This window comes from Luteimicrobium album, assembly GCF_030161555.1.
GTDB lineage: Bacteria > Actinomycetota > Actinomycetes > Actinomycetales > Cellulomonadaceae > Luteimicrobium > Luteimicrobium album.
Genome location: NZ_BSUK01000001.1, coordinates 3,891,475 through 3,908,953, shown reverse-complemented (window position 1 = coordinate 3,908,953; position 17,479 = coordinate 3,891,475). Strand labels below are relative to the sequence as shown.

At 74.7% G+C, this 17,479-nt stretch carries 11 protein-coding genes and 5 pseudogenes; 10 read left to right on the top strand and 6 right to left on the bottom strand.

Annotated elements, in window-relative coordinates:
- Positions 1-172: 172 nt before the first annotated feature.
- Positions 173-1,806 (top strand): annotated as a pseudogene (miaB, locus tag QQK45_RS20080) (tRNA (N6-isopentenyl adenosine(37)-C2)-methylthiotransferase MiaB).
- Between the two features lie 34 nt (positions 1,807-1,840).
- On the opposite strand, the gene QQK45_RS20075 reads toward miaB, so the two are convergent.
- Both QQK45_RS20075 and QQK45_RS20070 read right to left on the bottom strand, forming a co-directional pair.
- The gene (locus tag QQK45_RS20075; RefSeq protein WP_284294718.1) at positions 1,841-2,371 is read right to left on the bottom strand and encodes a type III secretion system chaperone family protein; all 531 of its coding nucleotides are present in this window, start codon (positions 2,369-2,371) and stop codon (positions 1,841-1,843) included.
- The gene (locus tag QQK45_RS20070; RefSeq protein WP_284294717.1) at positions 2,368-3,042 is read right to left on the bottom strand and encodes a type III secretion system chaperone family protein; all 675 of its coding nucleotides are present in this window, start codon (positions 3,040-3,042) and stop codon (positions 2,368-2,370) included. Before QQK45_RS20070 ends, QQK45_RS20075 begins: the two co-directional genes overlap by 4 nt.
- Positions 3,043-3,120: 78 nt before the next feature.
- Between QQK45_RS20070 and QQK45_RS20065 the strand changes: the two genes are divergently transcribed.
- The 3 genes and pseudogenes from QQK45_RS20065 to dapF all read left to right on the top strand — a co-directional run bounded on the left by QQK45_RS20065 (position 3,121) and on the right by dapF (position 5,466).
- Positions 3,121-3,591 (top strand): hypothetical protein, encoded by a 471-nt coding sequence (locus tag QQK45_RS20065; RefSeq protein ID WP_284294715.1) that lies wholly within the window; start codon positions 3,121-3,123, stop codon positions 3,589-3,591.
- Positions 3,585-4,549, top strand: a pseudogene (gene miaA, locus QQK45_RS20060) (tRNA (adenosine(37)-N6)-dimethylallyltransferase MiaA). Before QQK45_RS20065 ends, miaA begins: the two are co-directional and overlap by 7 nt.
- The gene (dapF, locus tag QQK45_RS20055) at positions 4,546-5,466 is read left to right on the top strand and encodes a diaminopimelate epimerase (protein ID WP_284294714.1); all 921 of its coding nucleotides are present in this window, start codon (positions 4,546-4,548) and stop codon (positions 5,464-5,466) included. Before miaA ends, dapF begins: the two are co-directional and overlap by 4 nt.
- Before the next feature lie 48 nt (positions 5,467-5,514).
- Here dapF and QQK45_RS20050 read toward each other — a convergent pair whose 3' ends face one another.
- Positions 5,515-6,156: a class I SAM-dependent methyltransferase gene (locus tag QQK45_RS20050; protein WP_284294713.1), complete on the bottom strand. Its 642-nt coding sequence runs from the start codon at positions 6,154-6,156 to the stop codon at positions 5,515-5,517.
- Between the two features lie 71 nt (positions 6,157-6,227).
- Here QQK45_RS20050 and hflX point away from each other — a divergent pair, with 71 nt between their 5' ends.
- The 3 genes from hflX to QQK45_RS20035 all read left to right on the top strand — a co-directional run bounded on the left by hflX (position 6,228) and on the right by QQK45_RS20035 (position 11,023).
- Entirely contained in the window at positions 6,228-7,760 is a 1,533-nt protein-coding gene (hflX, locus tag QQK45_RS20045; RefSeq protein ID WP_284294712.1) for a GTPase HflX, read from the top strand.
- 100 nt (positions 7,761-7,860) lie between these two features.
- On the top strand, positions 7,861-9,954 hold the full coding sequence (locus tag QQK45_RS20040) for an ATP-dependent DNA helicase (RefSeq protein ID WP_431310304.1): 2,094 nt from the start codon (positions 7,861-7,863) through the stop codon (positions 9,952-9,954).
- A gap of 46 nt (positions 9,955-10,000) precedes the next feature.
- On the top strand, positions 10,001-11,023 hold the full coding sequence (locus QQK45_RS20035) for an L-lactate dehydrogenase (RefSeq protein WP_284294711.1): 1,023 nt from the start codon (positions 10,001-10,003) through the stop codon (positions 11,021-11,023).
- Positions 11,024-11,032: 9 nt separating this feature from the next.
- On the opposite strand, the pseudogene lexA reads toward QQK45_RS20035, so the two are convergent.
- Positions 11,033-11,790 (bottom strand): annotated as a pseudogene (gene lexA / locus QQK45_RS20030) (transcriptional repressor LexA).
- 421 nt (positions 11,791-12,211) lie between these two features.
- On the opposite strand from lexA, the gene QQK45_RS20025 reads away from it, so the two are divergent.
- From QQK45_RS20025 to QQK45_RS20015, 3 genes are all read left to right on the top strand, one after another.
- Entirely contained in the window at positions 12,212-12,475 is a 264-nt protein-coding gene (locus tag QQK45_RS20025) for a LysM peptidoglycan-binding domain-containing protein (protein WP_284294710.1), read from the top strand.
- Positions 12,476-12,781: 306 nt separating this feature from the next.
- On the top strand, positions 12,782-13,321 hold the full coding sequence (gene nrdR, locus QQK45_RS20020) for a transcriptional regulator NrdR (protein ID WP_284294709.1): 540 nt from the start codon (positions 12,782-12,784) through the stop codon (positions 13,319-13,321).
- A 73-nt stretch (positions 13,322-13,394) separates the two neighbouring features.
- Positions 13,395-13,583: a DUF5302 domain-containing protein gene (locus QQK45_RS20015; protein ID WP_284294708.1), complete on the top strand. Its 189-nt coding sequence runs from the start codon at positions 13,395-13,397 to the stop codon at positions 13,581-13,583.
- Positions 13,584-13,695: 112 nt separating this feature from the next.
- Here QQK45_RS20015 and serA read toward each other — a convergent pair.
- Positions 13,696-14,894: pseudogene (gene serA, locus QQK45_RS20010) on the bottom strand (phosphoglycerate dehydrogenase).
- Between the two features lie 96 nt (positions 14,895-14,990).
- A pseudogene (locus QQK45_RS23505) lies at positions 14,991-17,349 on the bottom strand (HelD family protein).
- Positions 17,350-17,479: the final 130 nt, after the last annotated feature.

Sequence of the window (17,479 nt, the reverse complement as noted above, 5' to 3'; positions counted from 1 at the left end):
TCACCGAACATAGGCGATGCACGGCCTACCCGCTGGTAACGAAAGGTCACAACCCGGCAACAAGTCGGCGGATGCCCCGTCTTCGCCCAGGATCGGGCAGACCTCGGGCAGACCTCGCGCCGACCGGCGGGCGTGCCCGGGCGTCGCGCGGCGGCACCGTACCCTGGTGGGGATGTCCACGCAGTCCTTGACCCAGCGCGTCGCCGTGCCGTTCCTCGACGCCGCGGCGACCCACCCGCGCACCTACACGGTGCGGACGCTCGGGTGCCAGATGAACGTCCACGACTCCGAGCACATGGCGGGGATGCTCGAGGAGGCCGGCTACGCCCGCGCGTCGGCGGAGGCGGAGGCCGCGGGCGAGGTGGACGTCGTCGTCATCAACACGTGCGCAGTCCGCGAGAACGCGGCCACCCGCCTGTACGGGAACCTGGGCCAGCTCGCGTCGGTCAAGGCCCGCCGGCCCGGCATGCAGATCGCCGTCGGCGGCTGCCTCGCGCAGAAGGATCGAGGCACGATCGTCGAGAAGGCCCCGTGGGTGGACGTCGTCTTCGGCACGCACAACCTCGACGCGCTGCCGGTGCTGCTGGAGCGCTCGCGCCACAACGAGGCGGCCGAGGTCGAGATCCACGAGTCGCTCCAGGTGTTCCCGTCGATCCTGCCGACGCGCCGCGAGTCGGTCTACGCGGGCTGGGTGTCCATCAGCGTGGGCTGCAACAACACGTGCACGTTCTGCATCGTGCCGCACCTGCGCGGCAAGGAGCGGGACCGCCGCCCGGGCGAGGTGCTCGCCGAGGTTGAGGCGCTCGTCGCCGCGGGCGCGGTCGAGGTCACGCTGCTCGGGCAGAACGTCAACTCCTACGGCGTCGAGTTCGGCGACCGCGGCGCGTTCGCGAAGCTCCTGCGCGCGTGCGGGCAGATCGAGGGGCTCGAGCGCGTGCGGTTCACCTCGCCGCACCCGGCCGCGTTCACCGACGACGTCATCGCGGCCATGGCCGAGACGCCCAACGTCATGCCGCAGCTCCACATGCCGCTGCAGTCGGGGTCCGACCGGATCCTGCGGGCGATGCGCCGCTCGTACCGCTCGGAGCGCTTCCTCGGGATCATCGAGAAGGTCCGTGCCGCGCTGCCGGACGCCGCGATCACGACCGACATCATCGTCGGGTTCCCGGGCGAGACCGAGGAGGACTTCGCCGAGACGCTGCGCGTCGTGGAGGCCAGCCGGTTCAGCTCGGCCTTCGCCTTCCAGTACTCGCGCCGCCCGGGGACCCCGGCGGCCGACCTCCGGAGCTGCCGAAGGACGTGATCCAGGAGCGCTTCGACCGGCTGCTCGCCCTGCAGGAGCGGATCAGCGCCGAGGAGGCCGAGCGTCAGGTCGGCCGCACCGTCGAGGTGCTCGTCATGGAGGGCACCGGACGCAAGGACGGCGAGACGCACCGGCTCAGCGGCCGGGCGGCCGACAACCGGCTCGTTCACGTCGCGCTCCCGCCGGCGCTCGCGGACCTCGCCCGCACGGGCACCGACGCGGACGACCCGCGGCTCGCCGACGCCACGCCGCTGCCCCGGCCGGGCGACCTGCTGACGGTCCGGGTCACGCACGGCGCCCCGCACCACCTGATCGCGGACGCCGCGCTCGACGGCGGCCCGTTCGAGGTGCGCCGGACCCGGTCGGGCGACGCCTGGGTCGAGCGTGAGCGCGCACGCGTGGGTCTCGGGAGCGACGAGCACGCCCACGGTGGGGACGCGTGCGGGACGGGCACGGCCCCCGGACCCGTGCTACTCGGCATGCCGTCCTTGACCGCCCGCTGACGGCGGGCGCGTCCGCCCGGACGGACCGTGAGGCCTACGCCTCGGGCTCGGGTTCGTCGTCGGGCGGGGGCAGGAGCGTGCCCAGCGACGAGAAGACCTGCACGCCGGTGCCGAGCCCGCACGAGATCACCTGGCCGAGCTGCGCGTCGGTCGCGCCGTGCTCGAGGTCGACCGACACCTCGGCGTAGACGGCGAGCCGGTCGCCCTCCTCGCGCGTGTAGACCTTCGGCCAGATCCGTTCCCGGTTCCAGTCGTTCATGGCCTGCAGGAGCGCGAGCCGCGCCTCGGGCGGGACGGTGCGGTCCCAGCGGCCGCGGACCTGCAGCACGTGCTGCTCGGGGCCGAGCAGCATGAACCAGAACCGGTGCCCCTCCCAGGTGCCCGTGATGTCGCCGTCCTCGTCGACCCGGAACCGGTAGCCCCGTCGCGTGAGGAACGTCCCGACGCGGTCCATGGTCGCGGCCGCCGGGATCTCGGCGTCGCTCCGCACCCGCGGGACGTCGGGCGCCTTGGGCCGGTTGCCGAACAGCCGGGCCAGCCACCCGGTCTGGTTGGGGCCGCTCACGGTGCGCTCCGCAGCGGGTCGGGGTAGGCGTCGTCGAGCGAGTCGAAGAACACCGAGGCCGTCGAGAGCCCGCACTGCAGGACGTCGCCGAGCTGGTCGTCGTTGGCGCCGAACTCGAGGTCGACGGTGACCTCCGTGTAGACCTGGACGAGGCCGTTGTCGCGCACGCGCGTGTACGCCTTGGGCCAGATCCGCTCCGCGTTCCACTCGTTGCAGAGCTCGAGGACCTCCTCGAGCCGCTCGATGGTGATGTCGCGGTTCCACTGACCGCGCACCTGCACGATCTCGTCGTGCTCGCCGAAGAGGAGGAAGTAGAACAGCCGGCCCTGCCAGAGCCCGCCGACGTCGCCCTCCGAGTCCACGAAGTACGAGAAGCCGTTCGCGAGGAGCCAGTCGACGACGCGCGCCCGGTCCACGGGCGCCGGGGCGAGGTCCACCACGGCCACCTGGGCGGGCTCGTGCTCGAGCGCGGGAGCGGCGTCTGACCGAGCGCTGTCGGCCGTCCTCTGCGAGGCGCTCGCGTCGACGGCGTCGAGCCCGAGGCGCGCGGCCGTCTCGTCGTCGAGCCGTGTGCGCCGCAGCCGGCGCGAGCCCGGGCGAGCCCGGCCGTCGGACGAGCCGGGACCGCCGTCCCTGCGACCGAACGGTCGCCGCCACTCGAAGTGCCCCACGGATCCACCGTACCTGTCGGCACCCTCACCCCGCGCTCGGCGGGAGGTCCGGCGCGAGCCGTGTCGTAGTCTCGCGCCATGACGACCGAGCACGCCCCGGCCCGCCCGCCCGGCGCGGGCCCCGAGGCTCCGCCGGCGACGGGCGTCGAGGTGCCCGGCGACGCGAGCCTCGTCCCGGGCGTCTCCGGACGCGCGCACGACGCCGCGGCCTCCGCCGCGCTCGTCGCCTCCCTGCGGGACGCGCTGCGCGGCGCCGCCCGGGTGCGGGTCGTGGTCGACGGCGTACCGGACGGGACCGCTTCCCCGTCGTGCCGGGCCGTCCCCGACCTCGGGGCGCAGGGCGTCGACGCCGCCCGGGTGGCGTGGCGCTTCACCGGCAACGACGACGCCGTCCGGCCGCCGCGCGCGGGCGTGGCGGCGACCGTGGCGCTCCTCGCGCTGGGTGCGGCCGGCTGGGCCGGGCCCGTCGAGGTCCACGACGTCCCGGTCGTGCGGGGCACGCGCGTCGGGCGGGAGCACTCGACCGTCCTGGTGGAGCGCTCGTGCTGATCGTCGCCGTCGTCGGCCCGACGGCGACCGGCAAGTCCGACCTCGCCCTCGACCTCGCACAGCGGCTGGGGGAGCGGGCGCCCGGCGGCGCGGAGATCGTGAACGCCGACGCCTACCAGCTCTACCGCGGCATGGACATCGGCACCGCGAAGGTCCCGGTGGCCGAACGACGCGGGATCGCGCACCACCAGCTCGACGTGATCGACCCCGAGGACGACGCCTCGGTCGCCCGCTACCAGGAGGCGGCACGGGCCGACCTCGCGGCGATCGCGGGGCGCGAGGCGCGCGCCGTCGTCGTCGGCGGGTCGGGGCTCTACGTGCGCGCGCTGCTCGACGCGATGGACTTCCCGGGCACCGACCCGGAGGTCCGTGCGGCGCTCGAGGAGCGGGCCGAGCGCGAGGGCGCCCGCGCACTGCACGACGAGCTCGTGGGGGCGGACCCCGCGGCCGCGGAGTCCATCGGCCCGCGCAACGTCCGCAGGCTCGTGCGCGCGCTCGAGGTGATCGCGATCACCGGGCAGCCGTACACCGCGAACCTGCCCCGCCAGGAGTACGTGCGGCCGACCGTGCAGGTCGGGCTCGACTGCGACCGCGCGACGCTCGACGCGCGCGTGGCCGGCCGGGTCGCACGGATGTGGGACGAGGGCCTGGTCGACGAGGTGCGCGGCCTCGCGCCCCGCCTCGGCCGGACCGCCGCGCGCGCGGTCGGGTACGCGGAGGTCGTCCCGTTGCTGCGCGGCGAGACCGACGACACCACGGCGCGCGAGGCCGTGACCGCGAACACGCGACGCCTCGCACGCAAGCAGATGGGCTGGTTCGGTCGCGACCCGCGCGTGCACTGGCTCGACGCCCAGGCCCCCGACCTCGTCGAGCGCGCGCTCGCCGTCGTCGACGCGGCCGACGCCGGCGAGGTCCCGGCTCCGGGGACGGCCCCGTGCGCCGTAGTCTGGGGTCATGACCGGACCCGCGGACGCCACGCCCGACGAGCTCGGCTTCGTCAAGGGCCACGGCACACGCAACGACTTCGTCCTCGTCGCCGACCCCGACGGGCGTCTCGACCTCACGCCGGACCTGGTCCGGCGGCTCGCCGACCGCCGCTCCGGGGTCGGCGCCGACGGCGTCATCCGGCTCGCGCCGTCGTCGAGCCTGCCCGAGGGCGAGGCCGTCCTGGCGGAGGACCCCGCGGCGGTCTGGTTCATGGACTACCGCAACGCCGACGGCTCCGTCGCCGAGATGTGCGGCAACGGCGTCCGGGTCTTCGCGGCGTTCGCCGAGCTTCTCGACCTGGCCGACCTCGCGGACGGCTCCACGCTCGCCGTCGGCACCCGTGCGGGCGTCAAACGCGTCGTTCGCGAGCCGAACGGGTGGTACGCCGTCGACATGGGTCCCTGGACCTTCCCGGGCGGCGACGACGCGGTGGCGCGCGGCGCCGACGCGCAGGTCGCCGTGTACGGCTGGAGGGCCGCCCGCCCGGCGCTGAGCGTCGACCTCGGCAACCCGCACACGGTCGTGGCGCTCGCGGACGCGGCCGAGCTGGACGCGCTCGACCTCACGGTCGCCCCGCAGGTGCAGCCGGTCCCGCCGCACGGCACGAACGTCGAGCTCGTGGTGCCGCTCGGCGAGGAGGACACCAGCGACGGTCGTGTCGGCCGCGTGCGGATGCGCGTGTTCGAGCGCGGTGTGGGGGAGACCGAGTCGTGCGGGACCGGAACATGCGCGGCCGCGCTCGCGGTGCGGGCGTGGGCCGGCCCGGGCGCCCCCGACACGTGGTTCGTCGACGTGCCCGGCGGGACGCTGCGCGTGCGCGCGCTGCCCGGCGGTCGCGTCGAGCTCACCGGTCCGGCCGTGCTGGCCTACGCGGGCCGGTTCCCCTGACGGGCGGACCCGACGTCCCCGCGCTCGTGGAGCCCGTCGCGGCGGACGTCACGGCTGGTGCACCCGCAGCACCCTGAACCCCTTGGCGGAGGCCGCGCGCTCGATCGTCGCGCCCGCCTGGTGCTCGGCCAGCCAGTCCGCGAGCCAGCCCTGCAGCGAGTCGGCGCCGAGGTTGCGCTGCACGACGAGCCAGGCGTCGCCGCCGGGGCGCAGCCGCGGCAGCCACCGCGTCAGCAGCCCGTGCAGGGCCTCCTTGCCCACCCGGATCGGCGGGTTCGACCAGATCGCGTCGAACCGCACGTCGTCCGGGACGTCGTCGGGCAGGCGTGCCTCGACCTGGTCGAGACCCAGCCGGGCGGCGTTGCGCCGCACCAGGTCGAGCGAGCGCTCGTTGACGTCGACGGCCCAGATCCGGGTCCCCGGCAGCGCGCGGTCGCGTGCCTCGAGCGCCATCGTCAGCGCCACCGGGCCCCAGCCGCAGCCCAGGTCCAGGACGTGCGCCGCGTCCCCGGGCAGGTCGGGGACCGTGCGCAGCAGCACCTGCGTGCCGAGGTCCACCCGGCTCGGCGAGAACACGCCACCCGCGGTCTCGACGTCGACGCCCCGGCCCGCGAGGCGCACCGTCAGCGTCCGTCGCTCGTCCGATGACGCCGGCCGGGCCGTGAAGTAGTGGTCCGGCTGCTCGCTCATAGCGGACGAGTCTACAAACCGCTGGATCCCGTCCTGCGCGCGTGGGATCCTAGGAGCGACGAGAGGACTGCATGACCACCACCCCTGAGAGCACCCCGGCGAACCGCCCCGACGACGTGGACGCCACCGCGCGCGCCGTCGTCGCCCGAGTCCTGGCCCGCGCCGGCACCGCCGTCGACGAGGGCACGACCCGCCACACCGCCGCCGACGGCGAGCAGCTCGACCTGGAGGAGCGCAGCGCGCTGCGTCGCGTCGCCGGACTGTCGACCGAGCTCGAGGACGTCACCGAGGTCGAGTACCGCTCCCTGCGGCTCGAGCGCGTCGTCCTCGTCGGCCTGTACTCCCGTGATGCCGCCGACGCCGAGGTCTCGCTGCGCGAGCTCGCGGCGCTCGCCGAGACCGCGGGCTCCCAGGTGCTCGACGGCGTCCTGCAGCGCCGTCACAACCCGGACCCCGGCACGTACCTCGGGCAGGGCAAGGCGGCCGAGCTCGCGGCGATCGTCCAGGAGACCGGGGCCGACACCGTCGTGGTCGACGGCGAGCTTGCGCCCTCCCAGCGCCGCTCGCTCGAGGACATCGTCAAGGTCAAGGTCGTCGACCGGACGGCACTGATCCTCGACATCTTCGCCCAGCACGCGAAGTCCAAGGAGGGCAAGGCCCAGGTCGAGCTCGCCCAGCTCGAGTACCTGTTGCCGCGCCTGCGCGGCTGGGGCGACTCCATGTCCCGTCAGGCCGGCGGGCAGGTCGGCTCGGGCGGCGCCGGCATGGGCTCGCGCGGCCCCGGCGAGACCAAGATCGAGCTCGACCGGCGCCGGATCCGCAACCGGATGGCCAAGCTGCGTCGCGAGATCAAGGCCATGGCCCCCGCGCGCGTCGCCAAGCGCGCGTCGCGCAAGCGCAACGCCGTCCCGTCCGTCGCGATCGTCGGCTACACCAACGCCGGCAAGTCGTCGCTGCTCAACGCGCTCACCGGCGCGGGCGTGCTCGTCGAGAACGCGCTGTTCGCGACGCTCGACCCGACGGTCCGCCGGGCGCGCACGCCCGACGGCCGCGCGTACACGCTCGCCGACACCGTCGGGTTCGTGCGGCACCTGCCGCACCAGCTCGTCGAGGCGTTCCGCTCGACGCTCGAGGAGGCCGGCGACGCCGACCTGCTGCTGCACGTGGTCGACGCGAGCCACCCCGACCCGGAGGGCCAGATCGCCGCGGTGCGCGAGGTCCTCGCCGACGTGCCGGGCGCGCTCGACGTGCCCGAGATCGTCGTGCTCAACAAGGCCGACGCCGCCGACCCCGAGGTCGTCGCGCGCGTGCGTCGCCGCGAGGCCGACGCCGTGCTGGTCTCGGCCCACACCGGCCAGGGGATCGACCACCTGCTCGACCGGGTCGCGGCCGCGCTGCCGCAGCCGGGAGCGCGCGTGGACGTCGTCGTGCCCTACGACCGCGGGGACTTGGTGAGCCGGGTGCACGCGGACGGCCAGATCGAGCACGAGGAGCACACGGCCGACGGCACGGTGCTGCGCGCGCGGGTCGACGCGGCGCTGGCCGCGGAGCTGCGCGCCGCGAGCGTCGCGGGCGTGGTCGGCGTGCCCGCACCCGCCGAGTAGCGGCGGCCCGACCGACCACAGGGCATCCGCCGTGCGTCCCTGTGCACAGCTCCCGGCGCGCGACGGCGTCCCGGTCGGTGGGCGCTCGTAGACTCGCCGGGTGCCCCCGACCCTGCCTGCCGACGTGACGCCCAGCCCGACCACGCGCGCGGCGGCGTCGGCCGAGCCCGCGGAAGGCACCGACCCGGAGATCGACGCCCTGCTCGACCTCGCCGTCGGCGCCTTGGGCGGGGCGCCCCGCGAGGGCCAGAAGCGCATGGCGCAGGCCGTCGCCGCGGCCGTGCGGACGGGCGAGCACCTCCTGGTCCAGGCGGGCACGGGCACCGGCAAGTCGCTCGGGTACCTCGTCCCCGCCGTCCGGCACGCGGTCACGACCGACGAGCGCGTCGTCGTCTCGACCGCGACGCTGGCGCTGCAGCGGCAGGTGCTCACGCGTGACCTCCCGCTCGTCGCCGACGCGCTCACCCCGCGGCTGCCCCGGCCGCCCCGCATCGCCCTGCTCAAGGGGTGGCACAACTACGCGTGCCGTCACAAGGTCGAGGGCGGGTACCCGGCCGACGAGGGCGGCACGCTCTTCGACCTCGAGCCCGCCGGTGCGGCGGACCACCCCGCGCCCGAAACCGACGCCGCGGGCAGCCCTGCGCCGCAGGGGCGCGCACGGCGCGGTGGCCGGTCGCTCGCGGACGAGGTCCGCGCGGCACGCGCGTGGATCGAGGAGACCGAGACCGGGGACCGCGACGAGCTCGTGCCCGGTGTGAGCGACCGCGCCTGGCGGCAGGTGTCCGTGACGGCCCTCGAGTGTCTCGGCACGCGTTGCCCCCTGCTCGCGGAGTGCTTCCCCGAGCGCGCGCGCCACTCGGCGCGCGAGGCCGACGTCGTCGTGACGAACCACGCGATGCTCGGTGTCGCGGCGTCCGGGTCGCCCGGGGCGCTGCCCGAGCACGACGTGCTCGTCGTGGACGAGGCCCACGAGCTCGCGGACCGCGTGACCGCGAGCGCGACCGTCGAGCTGTCGGTGCCCGCGATCGAGCACGCCGCGCGGCTCGCGCGCCGCCACGGCGGCATCGCCACGGAGGCCCTCGACACGGCGACCCAGACGTTCGGTGCCCTCGTCGCCCAGCTCCCGGCCGAGCGGTACCCGCACGGCCTGCCCGACGACGCACGGCTGGCCGTCGCCGCGGTCCGCGACGCGCTGCGGACGCTGCAGTCGGCCCTCAAGCCGGACCCCCAGGCCAAGGGCGAGGCCGGTTCGGGCGTCAAGATGGCGCAGGCCGCCGTGCTCGCGGTCTTCGAGGTCGCGGAACGGCTCGCGGCCGACCCCGACGGACGTGACGTCGTCTGGTGCGCGCGGGCGGGCGAGTTCGGGTCAGGCCCGGCGGTGTCGACGCTCTACGCCGCGCCGCTCGGGGTGGCGGGGCTGATCCGCAGCCAGCTCCTGGCCGAACGCACGGGGGTCTTCACCTCGGCGACGCTCGAGCTGGGCGGCTCGTTCGACCCCGCCGCCCGCTCGCTGGGTCTGGTGGCCGACGACGTCGCCTGGCGCGGCCTCGACGTCGGCAGCCCGTTCGACTACCGGCGGCAGGGGATCCTCTACGTGGCGCGCCACCTCGACCCGCCCGGCCGGCAGGCGAGCGAGGCACACCTCGCCGAGCTCGAACGTCTGGTCCGCGCCGCCGGAGGACGGACGCTCGGGCTCTTCTCGTCGCGGCGCGCGGCCGAAGAGGCCGCGGACGCGCTGCGGGGCAGGCTCGACGTCCCGATCCTGTGCCAGGGCGACGACCAGCTCCCGACGCTGGTCCGCGAGTTCGCGGCCGACGAGGAGACCTGCCTGTTCGGCACGCTCTCGCTCTGGCAGGGCGTCGACGTGCCCGGGCCGTCGCTGTCGCTCGTCGTGATCGACCGGATCCCGTTCCCGAGGCCGGACGACCCGGTCCGCTCGGCCCGCTCCGAGGCCGTCGACTCCGCGGGCGGCAACGGGTTCATGCAGGTCGCGGCCACGCACGCGGCACTCCTGCTGGCGCAGGGAGCCGGCCGTCTGGTCCGGGCGACCACCGACAGGGGCGTCGTCGCGGTGCTCGACTCCCGTCTCGCGCGGGCGCGCTACGGCACCTTCCTGCAGCGGTCGATGCCCGCCTTCTGGCCGACGCAGGACCCCGCGGTCGTTGCCGCTGCGCTCGAGCGCCTGCGCTCATAGTCTGAACCCGCACCACCCGAGCGGCACCGGATCGAGAGGCGGCACGATGGCACCGAGCGCAGCACCAGGGATCACCGGCGGACACCCCGAGAACGCCGCCGCGTCGGGCACCCGGCCCGAGGGGCGGCCGTCGAAGGTCTCGATCGTCGGGGCCGGTGCCGTGGGCGCGACGACCGCGTACGCGATGCTCATGCGGGGCGCCGCGCGGAACGTCGCGCTGCTCGACATCAACAAGGCCAAGGTCGACGCCGAGGTCCTCGACCTCCAGCACGGCATCCAGTTCATGCCTCAGGCGGCCGTCGAGGGCTCGGACGACGTCGCGGTCTGCGCGGGCTCGGACGTCGTCGTCGTGACGGCCGGGGCGAAGCAGAAGCCCGGCCAGACGCGCATGGACCTGGCCGGCGACACGATCACCCTGATGAAGCGCATCCTCCCGGGGCTTCTCGAGGTCGCCCCGAACGCCATCTACCTCATGGTCACGAACCCCGTCGACGTCGTGACGTATGCGGCGCTGCGGTTCTCGGGGCTCCCCGCGAACCAGCTCTTCGGCTCGGGGACGGTGCTCGACTCGTCCCGGCTGCGGTTCCTTGTCGCCGAGCGCGCGGGAGTCGCGGTCCAGAACGTCCACGCGTACATCGCGGGCGAGCACGGGGACTCCGAGATCCCGCTGTGGAGCTCCGCCACGATCGGCGGCATCCCGCTGCGCGACTGGCCCGGCGTGGGCGGCCTCTCCCCGCTGACGGACGAGGACCTCGAGAGGATGCACCACGAGGTGGTGCACTCGGCGTACGAGATCATCGCGGGCAAGGGCGCCACGAACTACGCGATCGCGCTCGCCGCGACGCGCATCGTCGAGGCGGTCCTCGACGACCAGCACACCGTCCTGCCGGTGAGCTCGCTGCTCGAGGACTACGACGGCATCAGCGACGTGTGCCTGTCAGTCCCGTCGGTCGTCGACCGCACCGGCGTACGCGAGACCATCCCGACGCCGATGTCCGACGAGGAGCGTGCCGGCCTGCGGGCGTCGGCCGACGCGCTGCGGGCCGCAGCGCAGCAGTTCGGCGTCTGAGCGGCCGCGTCAGACGCTGCGCAGCACGCTGACGACCCGCCCGAGGATCTGCGACTCGTCGCCCGGGATCGGCGCGTACGCCGCGTTGTGGGGCAGGAGCCAGACGTGCCCGTCGGCGCGCTTGAAGGTCTTGACCGTCGCCTCGCCGTCGATCATCGCGGCGACGATCTCCCCGTTCTCCGCGACGTTCTGCCTGCGGACGACGACCCAGTCACCGTCGCAGATCGCGGCGTCCACCATGGAGTCGCCGACGACGCGCAGGAGGAAGAGCTCGCCCTCGCCCACGAGCTGGCGGGGGAGGGGAAGACGTCCTCGACGACCTGCTCGGCCAGGATCGGGCCGCCGGCCGCGATCCGCCCGACGACGGGGACGTAGGCGGGCGTCTGCGGCAGCTCGGTGACGTCGGCGACTGCAAAGGCCGAGTCATGCGTGAGGGGCGGGATTGCCCGTGAGTCGTCGGGCTGGACGACCTCGATCGCGCGGGGACGGTTCGGGTCGCGCCGGAGGTAGCCCTTGCGCTCGAGCGCCGTGAGCTGGTGCTTGACGCTCGAGGGGCTCGTGAGCCCGACGGACTCGCCGATCTCCCGCATGCTCGGCGGGTAGCCGCGCTCCTCGACCGACGCGCGGATGGTGTCGAGGACCAGGCGCTGTCGCCTGGTCAGCCCGTCCGGGCCGGTGGGGGTCTCCGCGAGGGAGCGGACCGTGGCGAGGGCGCCGTCGTCCGCCTTGTCCGGTCCGGGTGTCGCGCCCGTCGTGCCGCTGGCCATGCCGTCCTCCTCGTTGGCGTCCTACGCCCACCTCGACGCGCGGTGCCTCGAAGCTCGCTTCCGGTCCTCTGCCTGCTCGGGGCCGCCTCGCGCGTCGCGTCCGGCCCTGCGTCCTACCGTAGGCCACCTGACGTGCAGTTTCAAACATGTGTTCGAGCGTGTCTCGACATCTGTCGGACCGTCGTGCTACAACTCGTACAGGCGTTCGACGTACAGGTGTTCGAAGATGCGGACGAGGTCGGTGCGGACGAGCGGCGCGAACGGCACGGTCGGGACGAGCGGTGAGGTGCGGCATGAGTGCGATGGCGAGCTGGACTCCGGCGGTGACCGCGGAGCGTGGTCGGGTGGAGCGGGCGCCTCGCCCGGGGCGCCCGGCCCCCGTCCGCACGGGCAGCTCCGGCTCACGCGACGAGGTCGTGTCGTGGTCGCGCTGATCGCGTTCGCGCTCGCCGCGACGGGCGTGGTGGCGACCGGGTCTGCCCAGGCGGGCTCGCCCCACCAGGGCGTCGAGGTCACGCGGCACGTGGTCGAGCGCGGGGAGACGCTGTGGGGTCTCGCCGGGACCGTGGCGAACCCGCGCGAGGACCTGCGCGACGTCGTGCAGGAGATCGAGCAGCTCAACGACCTCGACGGTGCCGGCCTGCGGGCGGGCGACGTCCTTCTCCTGCCGGTCGCGCGGCACTGAGGGCCCGTGGGTGAGGTCGGACGAGTTCGTCCCGTCCTCTTGCGCGGGGCGGTTAGGTTCGCCTAAGTTAGTCATGCCTCACCTGCTGGCTGGGGGTCAGGAGAGAGGTGTCGGTCCACGGACCGGCGTGCACGTCCGCGTGCCGCGAGGCGAGTCGCGGCACGCGCAGGGGACGGGGGCGTCCCGACGGGGACGGCCGCTCTGGCGGCCGTCCCCGTTCTGCTCCCCCGCCCCCGCGCGGCTCCTTGCAGCCGGACGGTGCCGCCGCCTAGGTTGAGCAGCGTCCCCGGCCTCCCTGGAGCTCGCATGCACTGCCCCTTCTGTCGGCACCCCGACTCGCGCGTCGTCGACTCGCGCACGTCCGACGACGGCCAGTCGATCCGCCGCAGGCGTCAGTGCCCGCACTGCGGGCGACGCTTCACGACCATCGAGACCGCGAGCCTGTCGGTCGTGAAGCGGTCGGGCGCGACCGAGCCGTTCAGCCGGGACAAGATCGTGGGCGGCGTCCGCAAGGCGTGCCAGGGACGGCCCGTCTCGGAGGACGACCTGGCGCTCCTGGCCCAGCGGGTCGAGGAGACGCTGCGGAGCTCGGGCTCGGCCGAGCTCGACGCGTACGAGATCGGCCTCGCGATCCTGGGCCCGCTGCGCGAGCTCGACGAGGTCGCGTACCTGCGGTTCGCCAGCGTCTACCAGGGCTTCGACTCCCTCGAGGACTTCGAGGCCGCGATCACGTCGCTCCGGGTCGACCGGGAGCGTCGCGACGCGACCGCGGAGGACGACGGCAGGCAGGTCGAGAGCCGGGCGGACCGCGGACGCGGTCCCGAGACCGAGGCGGCCCGCTCGTAACCGGCGGCCTTTTCCCGTGGCGTCGGAGTCGGCGCCACGGCAGGCTGGGAAGATCCGACACAGGAGGAGCACCATGAGCGACCCCGCACACCGGCCCGACGAGGAGGTCGACGCGGTCAAGGCCAAGTTCCGCGAGGCACTCGACCGCAAGAAGGCGGCCCAGCACGCGAGCAGCTCGGACGGCGCGCGCGACCACGGTGCCGTGCACGGGTCGGAGACCCAAGGGCCCGTGCGTCGTGAGTTCCGGCGCAAGTCGGGCTGACGCACTCGGCTGTCCCGCCCTGCCCCGTGAGCGGGGCGTCCCGCGGCGGACCGGGTGCTGCGAAGGCCCCGAACCTGTCCAGGTTCGGGGCCTTCGAGGTTGTCGTGATGCGTCAGGCGAGCACGCGCAGCCGGACCGTCTGGTCCATGGCCGCGAGGGCCTCGGTGACGCCGTCGGGCAGCGGCGAGCCGATGTCGGTGACGACGTAGCCCAGCTCGCCGCGCGTCGCGAGGAGCTGACCCTCGATGTTGACGCCGTGCTGCGCGAGCGTGTTGTTGACCGCGGCGAGGACGCCCGGGGTGTTGCGGTGCAGGTGCGCGATGCGGGCGACGCCGGTCGTCTGCTCGAGCGCGAGGTTCGGCAGGTTGACGGACAGGGTGGTGGAGCCCGTGGTGACGTAGTCGCGCAGCTTGTTCGCGACGAAGGTGCCGATGGCCTCCTGCGCCTCTTCGGTCGATCCGCCGATGTGGGGCGTGAGGATGACGTTGGGCAGGCCGCGCAGGTCGGACTCGAAGGGGTCGCCCTTGCGCTTGGGCTCCTGGGGGAAGACGTCGATCGAGGCGCCACCGAGGTGACCCGACAGGATGGCCTCGCGCAGGGCCGCGGTGTCGATCACGAACCCGCGCGACAGGTTGAGGAACAGGGCGCCCGGCTTCATCCGCGCGAACTGCTCGGCGCCGAACAGGCCGGCGTTGCCCTTGCGGCCGTCGACGTGGAGCGTGACGACGTCGGAGACCTCGAGGAGCTCCTCGAGCGAGCCCATGCGCCGGGCGTTGCCGAGCGCGAGCTTCTCGGAGGTGTTGTAGAACGCGACCGACATGCCGAGGCTCTCGGCGACGACCGAGAGCTGGGTGCCGATGTTTCCGTAGCCGACGATGCCGAGCGTGCGGCCGCGGACCTCGTGCGCGCCCTCGGCCGACTTGTTCCACACGCCGGCGTGCATCTCGGCGTTGCGGTCGGTGAGTCGTCGGGTGAGCGCGATGATCTCGGCCAGGGCGATCTCGACGACCGAGCGGGTGTTCTGGAAGGGGGCGTTGAACGCCGCGACGCCGCGCTCGGCGGCGGTGCGCAGGTCGATCTGGTTCGTCCCGATGCAGAACGCACCCAGGGTGATCAGCGACGGCGCGGACTCGAGGACCTTTGCGGTGACGTTGGTCTTGGAGCGGATGCCGAGCAGGTGGACGCCGTCGAGCGCGTCGATCAGCTCGGACTCGTCCAGGGCCCCGGTCGGGTCTCGACCTCGAACCCGGAGGCTTCGAGGATCGTGCGGGCGTGGGGATGCAGGTTCTCGAGGAGGAGGGCGCGTAGCACGCGTCTATGGTGCGCCGCCGTCTCGCCTGGTGTCGAACGAGTTCCGCCAGCCGGACAGTTGCGTCCGGCGGCTGGCGGCCCGGGCTCCGCGCCCGTTCACCCGGCGTCGAGCCCCGCGGGGAGCGCCGCGTGGTGGACGGCGACGAGCCGACGCGTCGGCCGGGTCAGCGACACGTACAGGTCCGACGCGCCCGAGCGTCCGTCCGCCACGATCTCCGCCGGCTCGACGACCACCACCGCGTCGAACTCGAGCCCCTTGACCTCGACGGGCGTCAGCACGACGACGCGCGCGTCCGCGCCGCCCCGCAGCAGCTCGCCCGCGCGCTCCGGCCCGACGTCGCCGGTCAGCGCCGCCGTGAGCGCGTCGGTGACCCCGCGGCGACGGCCCGGCACCACGACGACGGCGACGCGTCCCGTCCCGTCGGGCCGCACGACTTCCGCGACCTGCTCGGCCGCGTGCGTCGCCGCCGCCGCTGCGACGTCCCCCGCGCGCTCGACGTGGACGGCGTGGAGCGCGTCGTCGACGTCGCGCGCCGAGCTGAGCCGCGACACGGGCAGGCGGGCGGCGCGGGCGAACCGCAGCGCGGCGTCGGCCACGGTGGCGGGCGTCCGGTAGTTCACGGTGAGCTCGGAGACCGACCACGCGTCGCGGAAGTGCGGCCGCAGGGCCGCGGCCCACGAGCGGGCGCCCCCGAGCGCCGTCGTCTGCGCGACGTCCCCGACGACCGTGAACGACCGGGTGGGGCAGCGGCGCACGAGCGCGCGCCACGCCATGGGCGTGAGCTCCTGGGCCTCGTCGACGACGACGTGCCCGTACGCCCAGCGGCGGTCGGCCGCGGCCCGCTCGGCGGTCGTGAGGACGGGGCCGCCGTCGGCGAACCGCCCGGCCAGGGTCTCGGCGTCGACGAGACCGCCGCCCGCGCCGGACGACTCGAGGACCTGCCGGGCGTACTCGAGGTCGGCGGCGGCCTGCTCGGCGCGCTCACGGGCCTCGGCGCGCTCGAGGGCGTCGTCCTCGCCGAGGAGCTCGGCCGCCTCGTCGAGCAGGGGCACGTCGGAGGCCGTCCACCCGGAGCCGGCGGGGCGGGCGAGCCGCGCACGGTCCTCGGCCGTGAGCTCGGGGGCCGCCTCGGCGAGCCGGTGCGGCTTTGTGAACAGGTCCTCCACGAGGCGGGCCGGCGTGATGGGCAGCCAGGCGAGGTTGACCGCGACCCTGACGTCGCGGCTGCGGCGCAGGTCGTCGAGGAGCTCGGCGCGGTCCGCCTCGGGGTCGCCCAGGGCCTCGGCGTACTGCGTGGCGAGCCGGCCCAGCAGGTCGCGGGCGAACCCGGCGCGGGCCTCGTTGTGCGGCCGGTGCGTGCGACGGGCGCGCCCCAGCGCGTCCCGCACGTCCCCCGGCGCAGGACGAGCACCTGGCCCTCCACGACGAGCCGCACGTCCTCGGCGGGGACGCGCTCGCGGGCCCGGACGGCCCGCGTGAGGATCCGGGACCAGACGGCCCGGCCCTTGATCTCCGCGACCGTCGCGTCGTCCGTCGCCGTCACGGTCACCCCGGGAGCAGGTCCGCGACGGTCGTCGAGACGACGCCCGTCTCGCCGAGCGACGGCAGGACCTGGTCGATGTAGTGCAGGAACGCCCGGCTCGGCCCCACCAGGAGCACGCCCGTGCGCTCGAGCTGACGGCGGTGGGCGTAGAGCAGGTACGCGGTGCGGTGCAGCGCGACCGCCGTCTTGCCGGTGCCCGGGCCGCCCTGGACCACGAGCGTGCCCGCGAGGGGCGCGCGGATGATCTCGTCCTGCTCGCGCTGGATGGTCGCGACGATGTCGTGCATGCGCGCGGTGCGCCCGGCGCCGAGCGACGCCAGGAGCGCGCCCTCGCCCGCGAGCGTGCGCAGCCCGAGCCGCTCGGTGGCGTCCAGGTCGAGGACGTCGTCCTCGATCCCGAGCACCTGCCGGCGGCGGGTCGTGAGGTGGCGGCGCCGGGCGACGTCGTCGGGGTGGGCCGCGGTCGCCCGGTAGAACGACTGGGCCGCGGGTGCGCGCCAGTCGGTCAGCAGCGGCGTCTGGTCGGGGTCGGTCAGGCCGATGCGGCCCACGTAACGGGTCGTGCCCTCGGCCAGGTCGAGCCGGCCGAACACGAGCCGGTCCTCGACCGAGCGCAGCTGCGCGACCCGGTCCTCGTAGAGCGTGGCGAACGCGTCGCGCTCGGACCGGTTCTGCGGCGACCCGCTCGGGCCCTCGCGGCGGACGGCCCGCAGCCGGTCCCAGGTCGCCTCGCGCAGCTCGTCGAGCCGGCCGTACAGCGAGCCGACGACCCCCTGCTCTCGTGCGAGCTCGGCCTCGAGGGGGTTGTCGGCCTGGGACCGGGCCGGCGTGCCGGTCCGGGGTGCGGCGTCCTGCGTGTCCGGCACGAGCCCTCCGTTCCTGGCCGCGCGGACGGGCGCGGCGGCCATCAAGTATGGCGCACCGGGAGGACGCCGTCGGCCCCGGGAAGCGGTGGCGGCCTCCGTGTGTTGGGGACGAAGAGAAGGTGGAGACGGGCGGCGACGCCCGGGCTCCGCGACGACCGAGCGCTGGAGGACGACG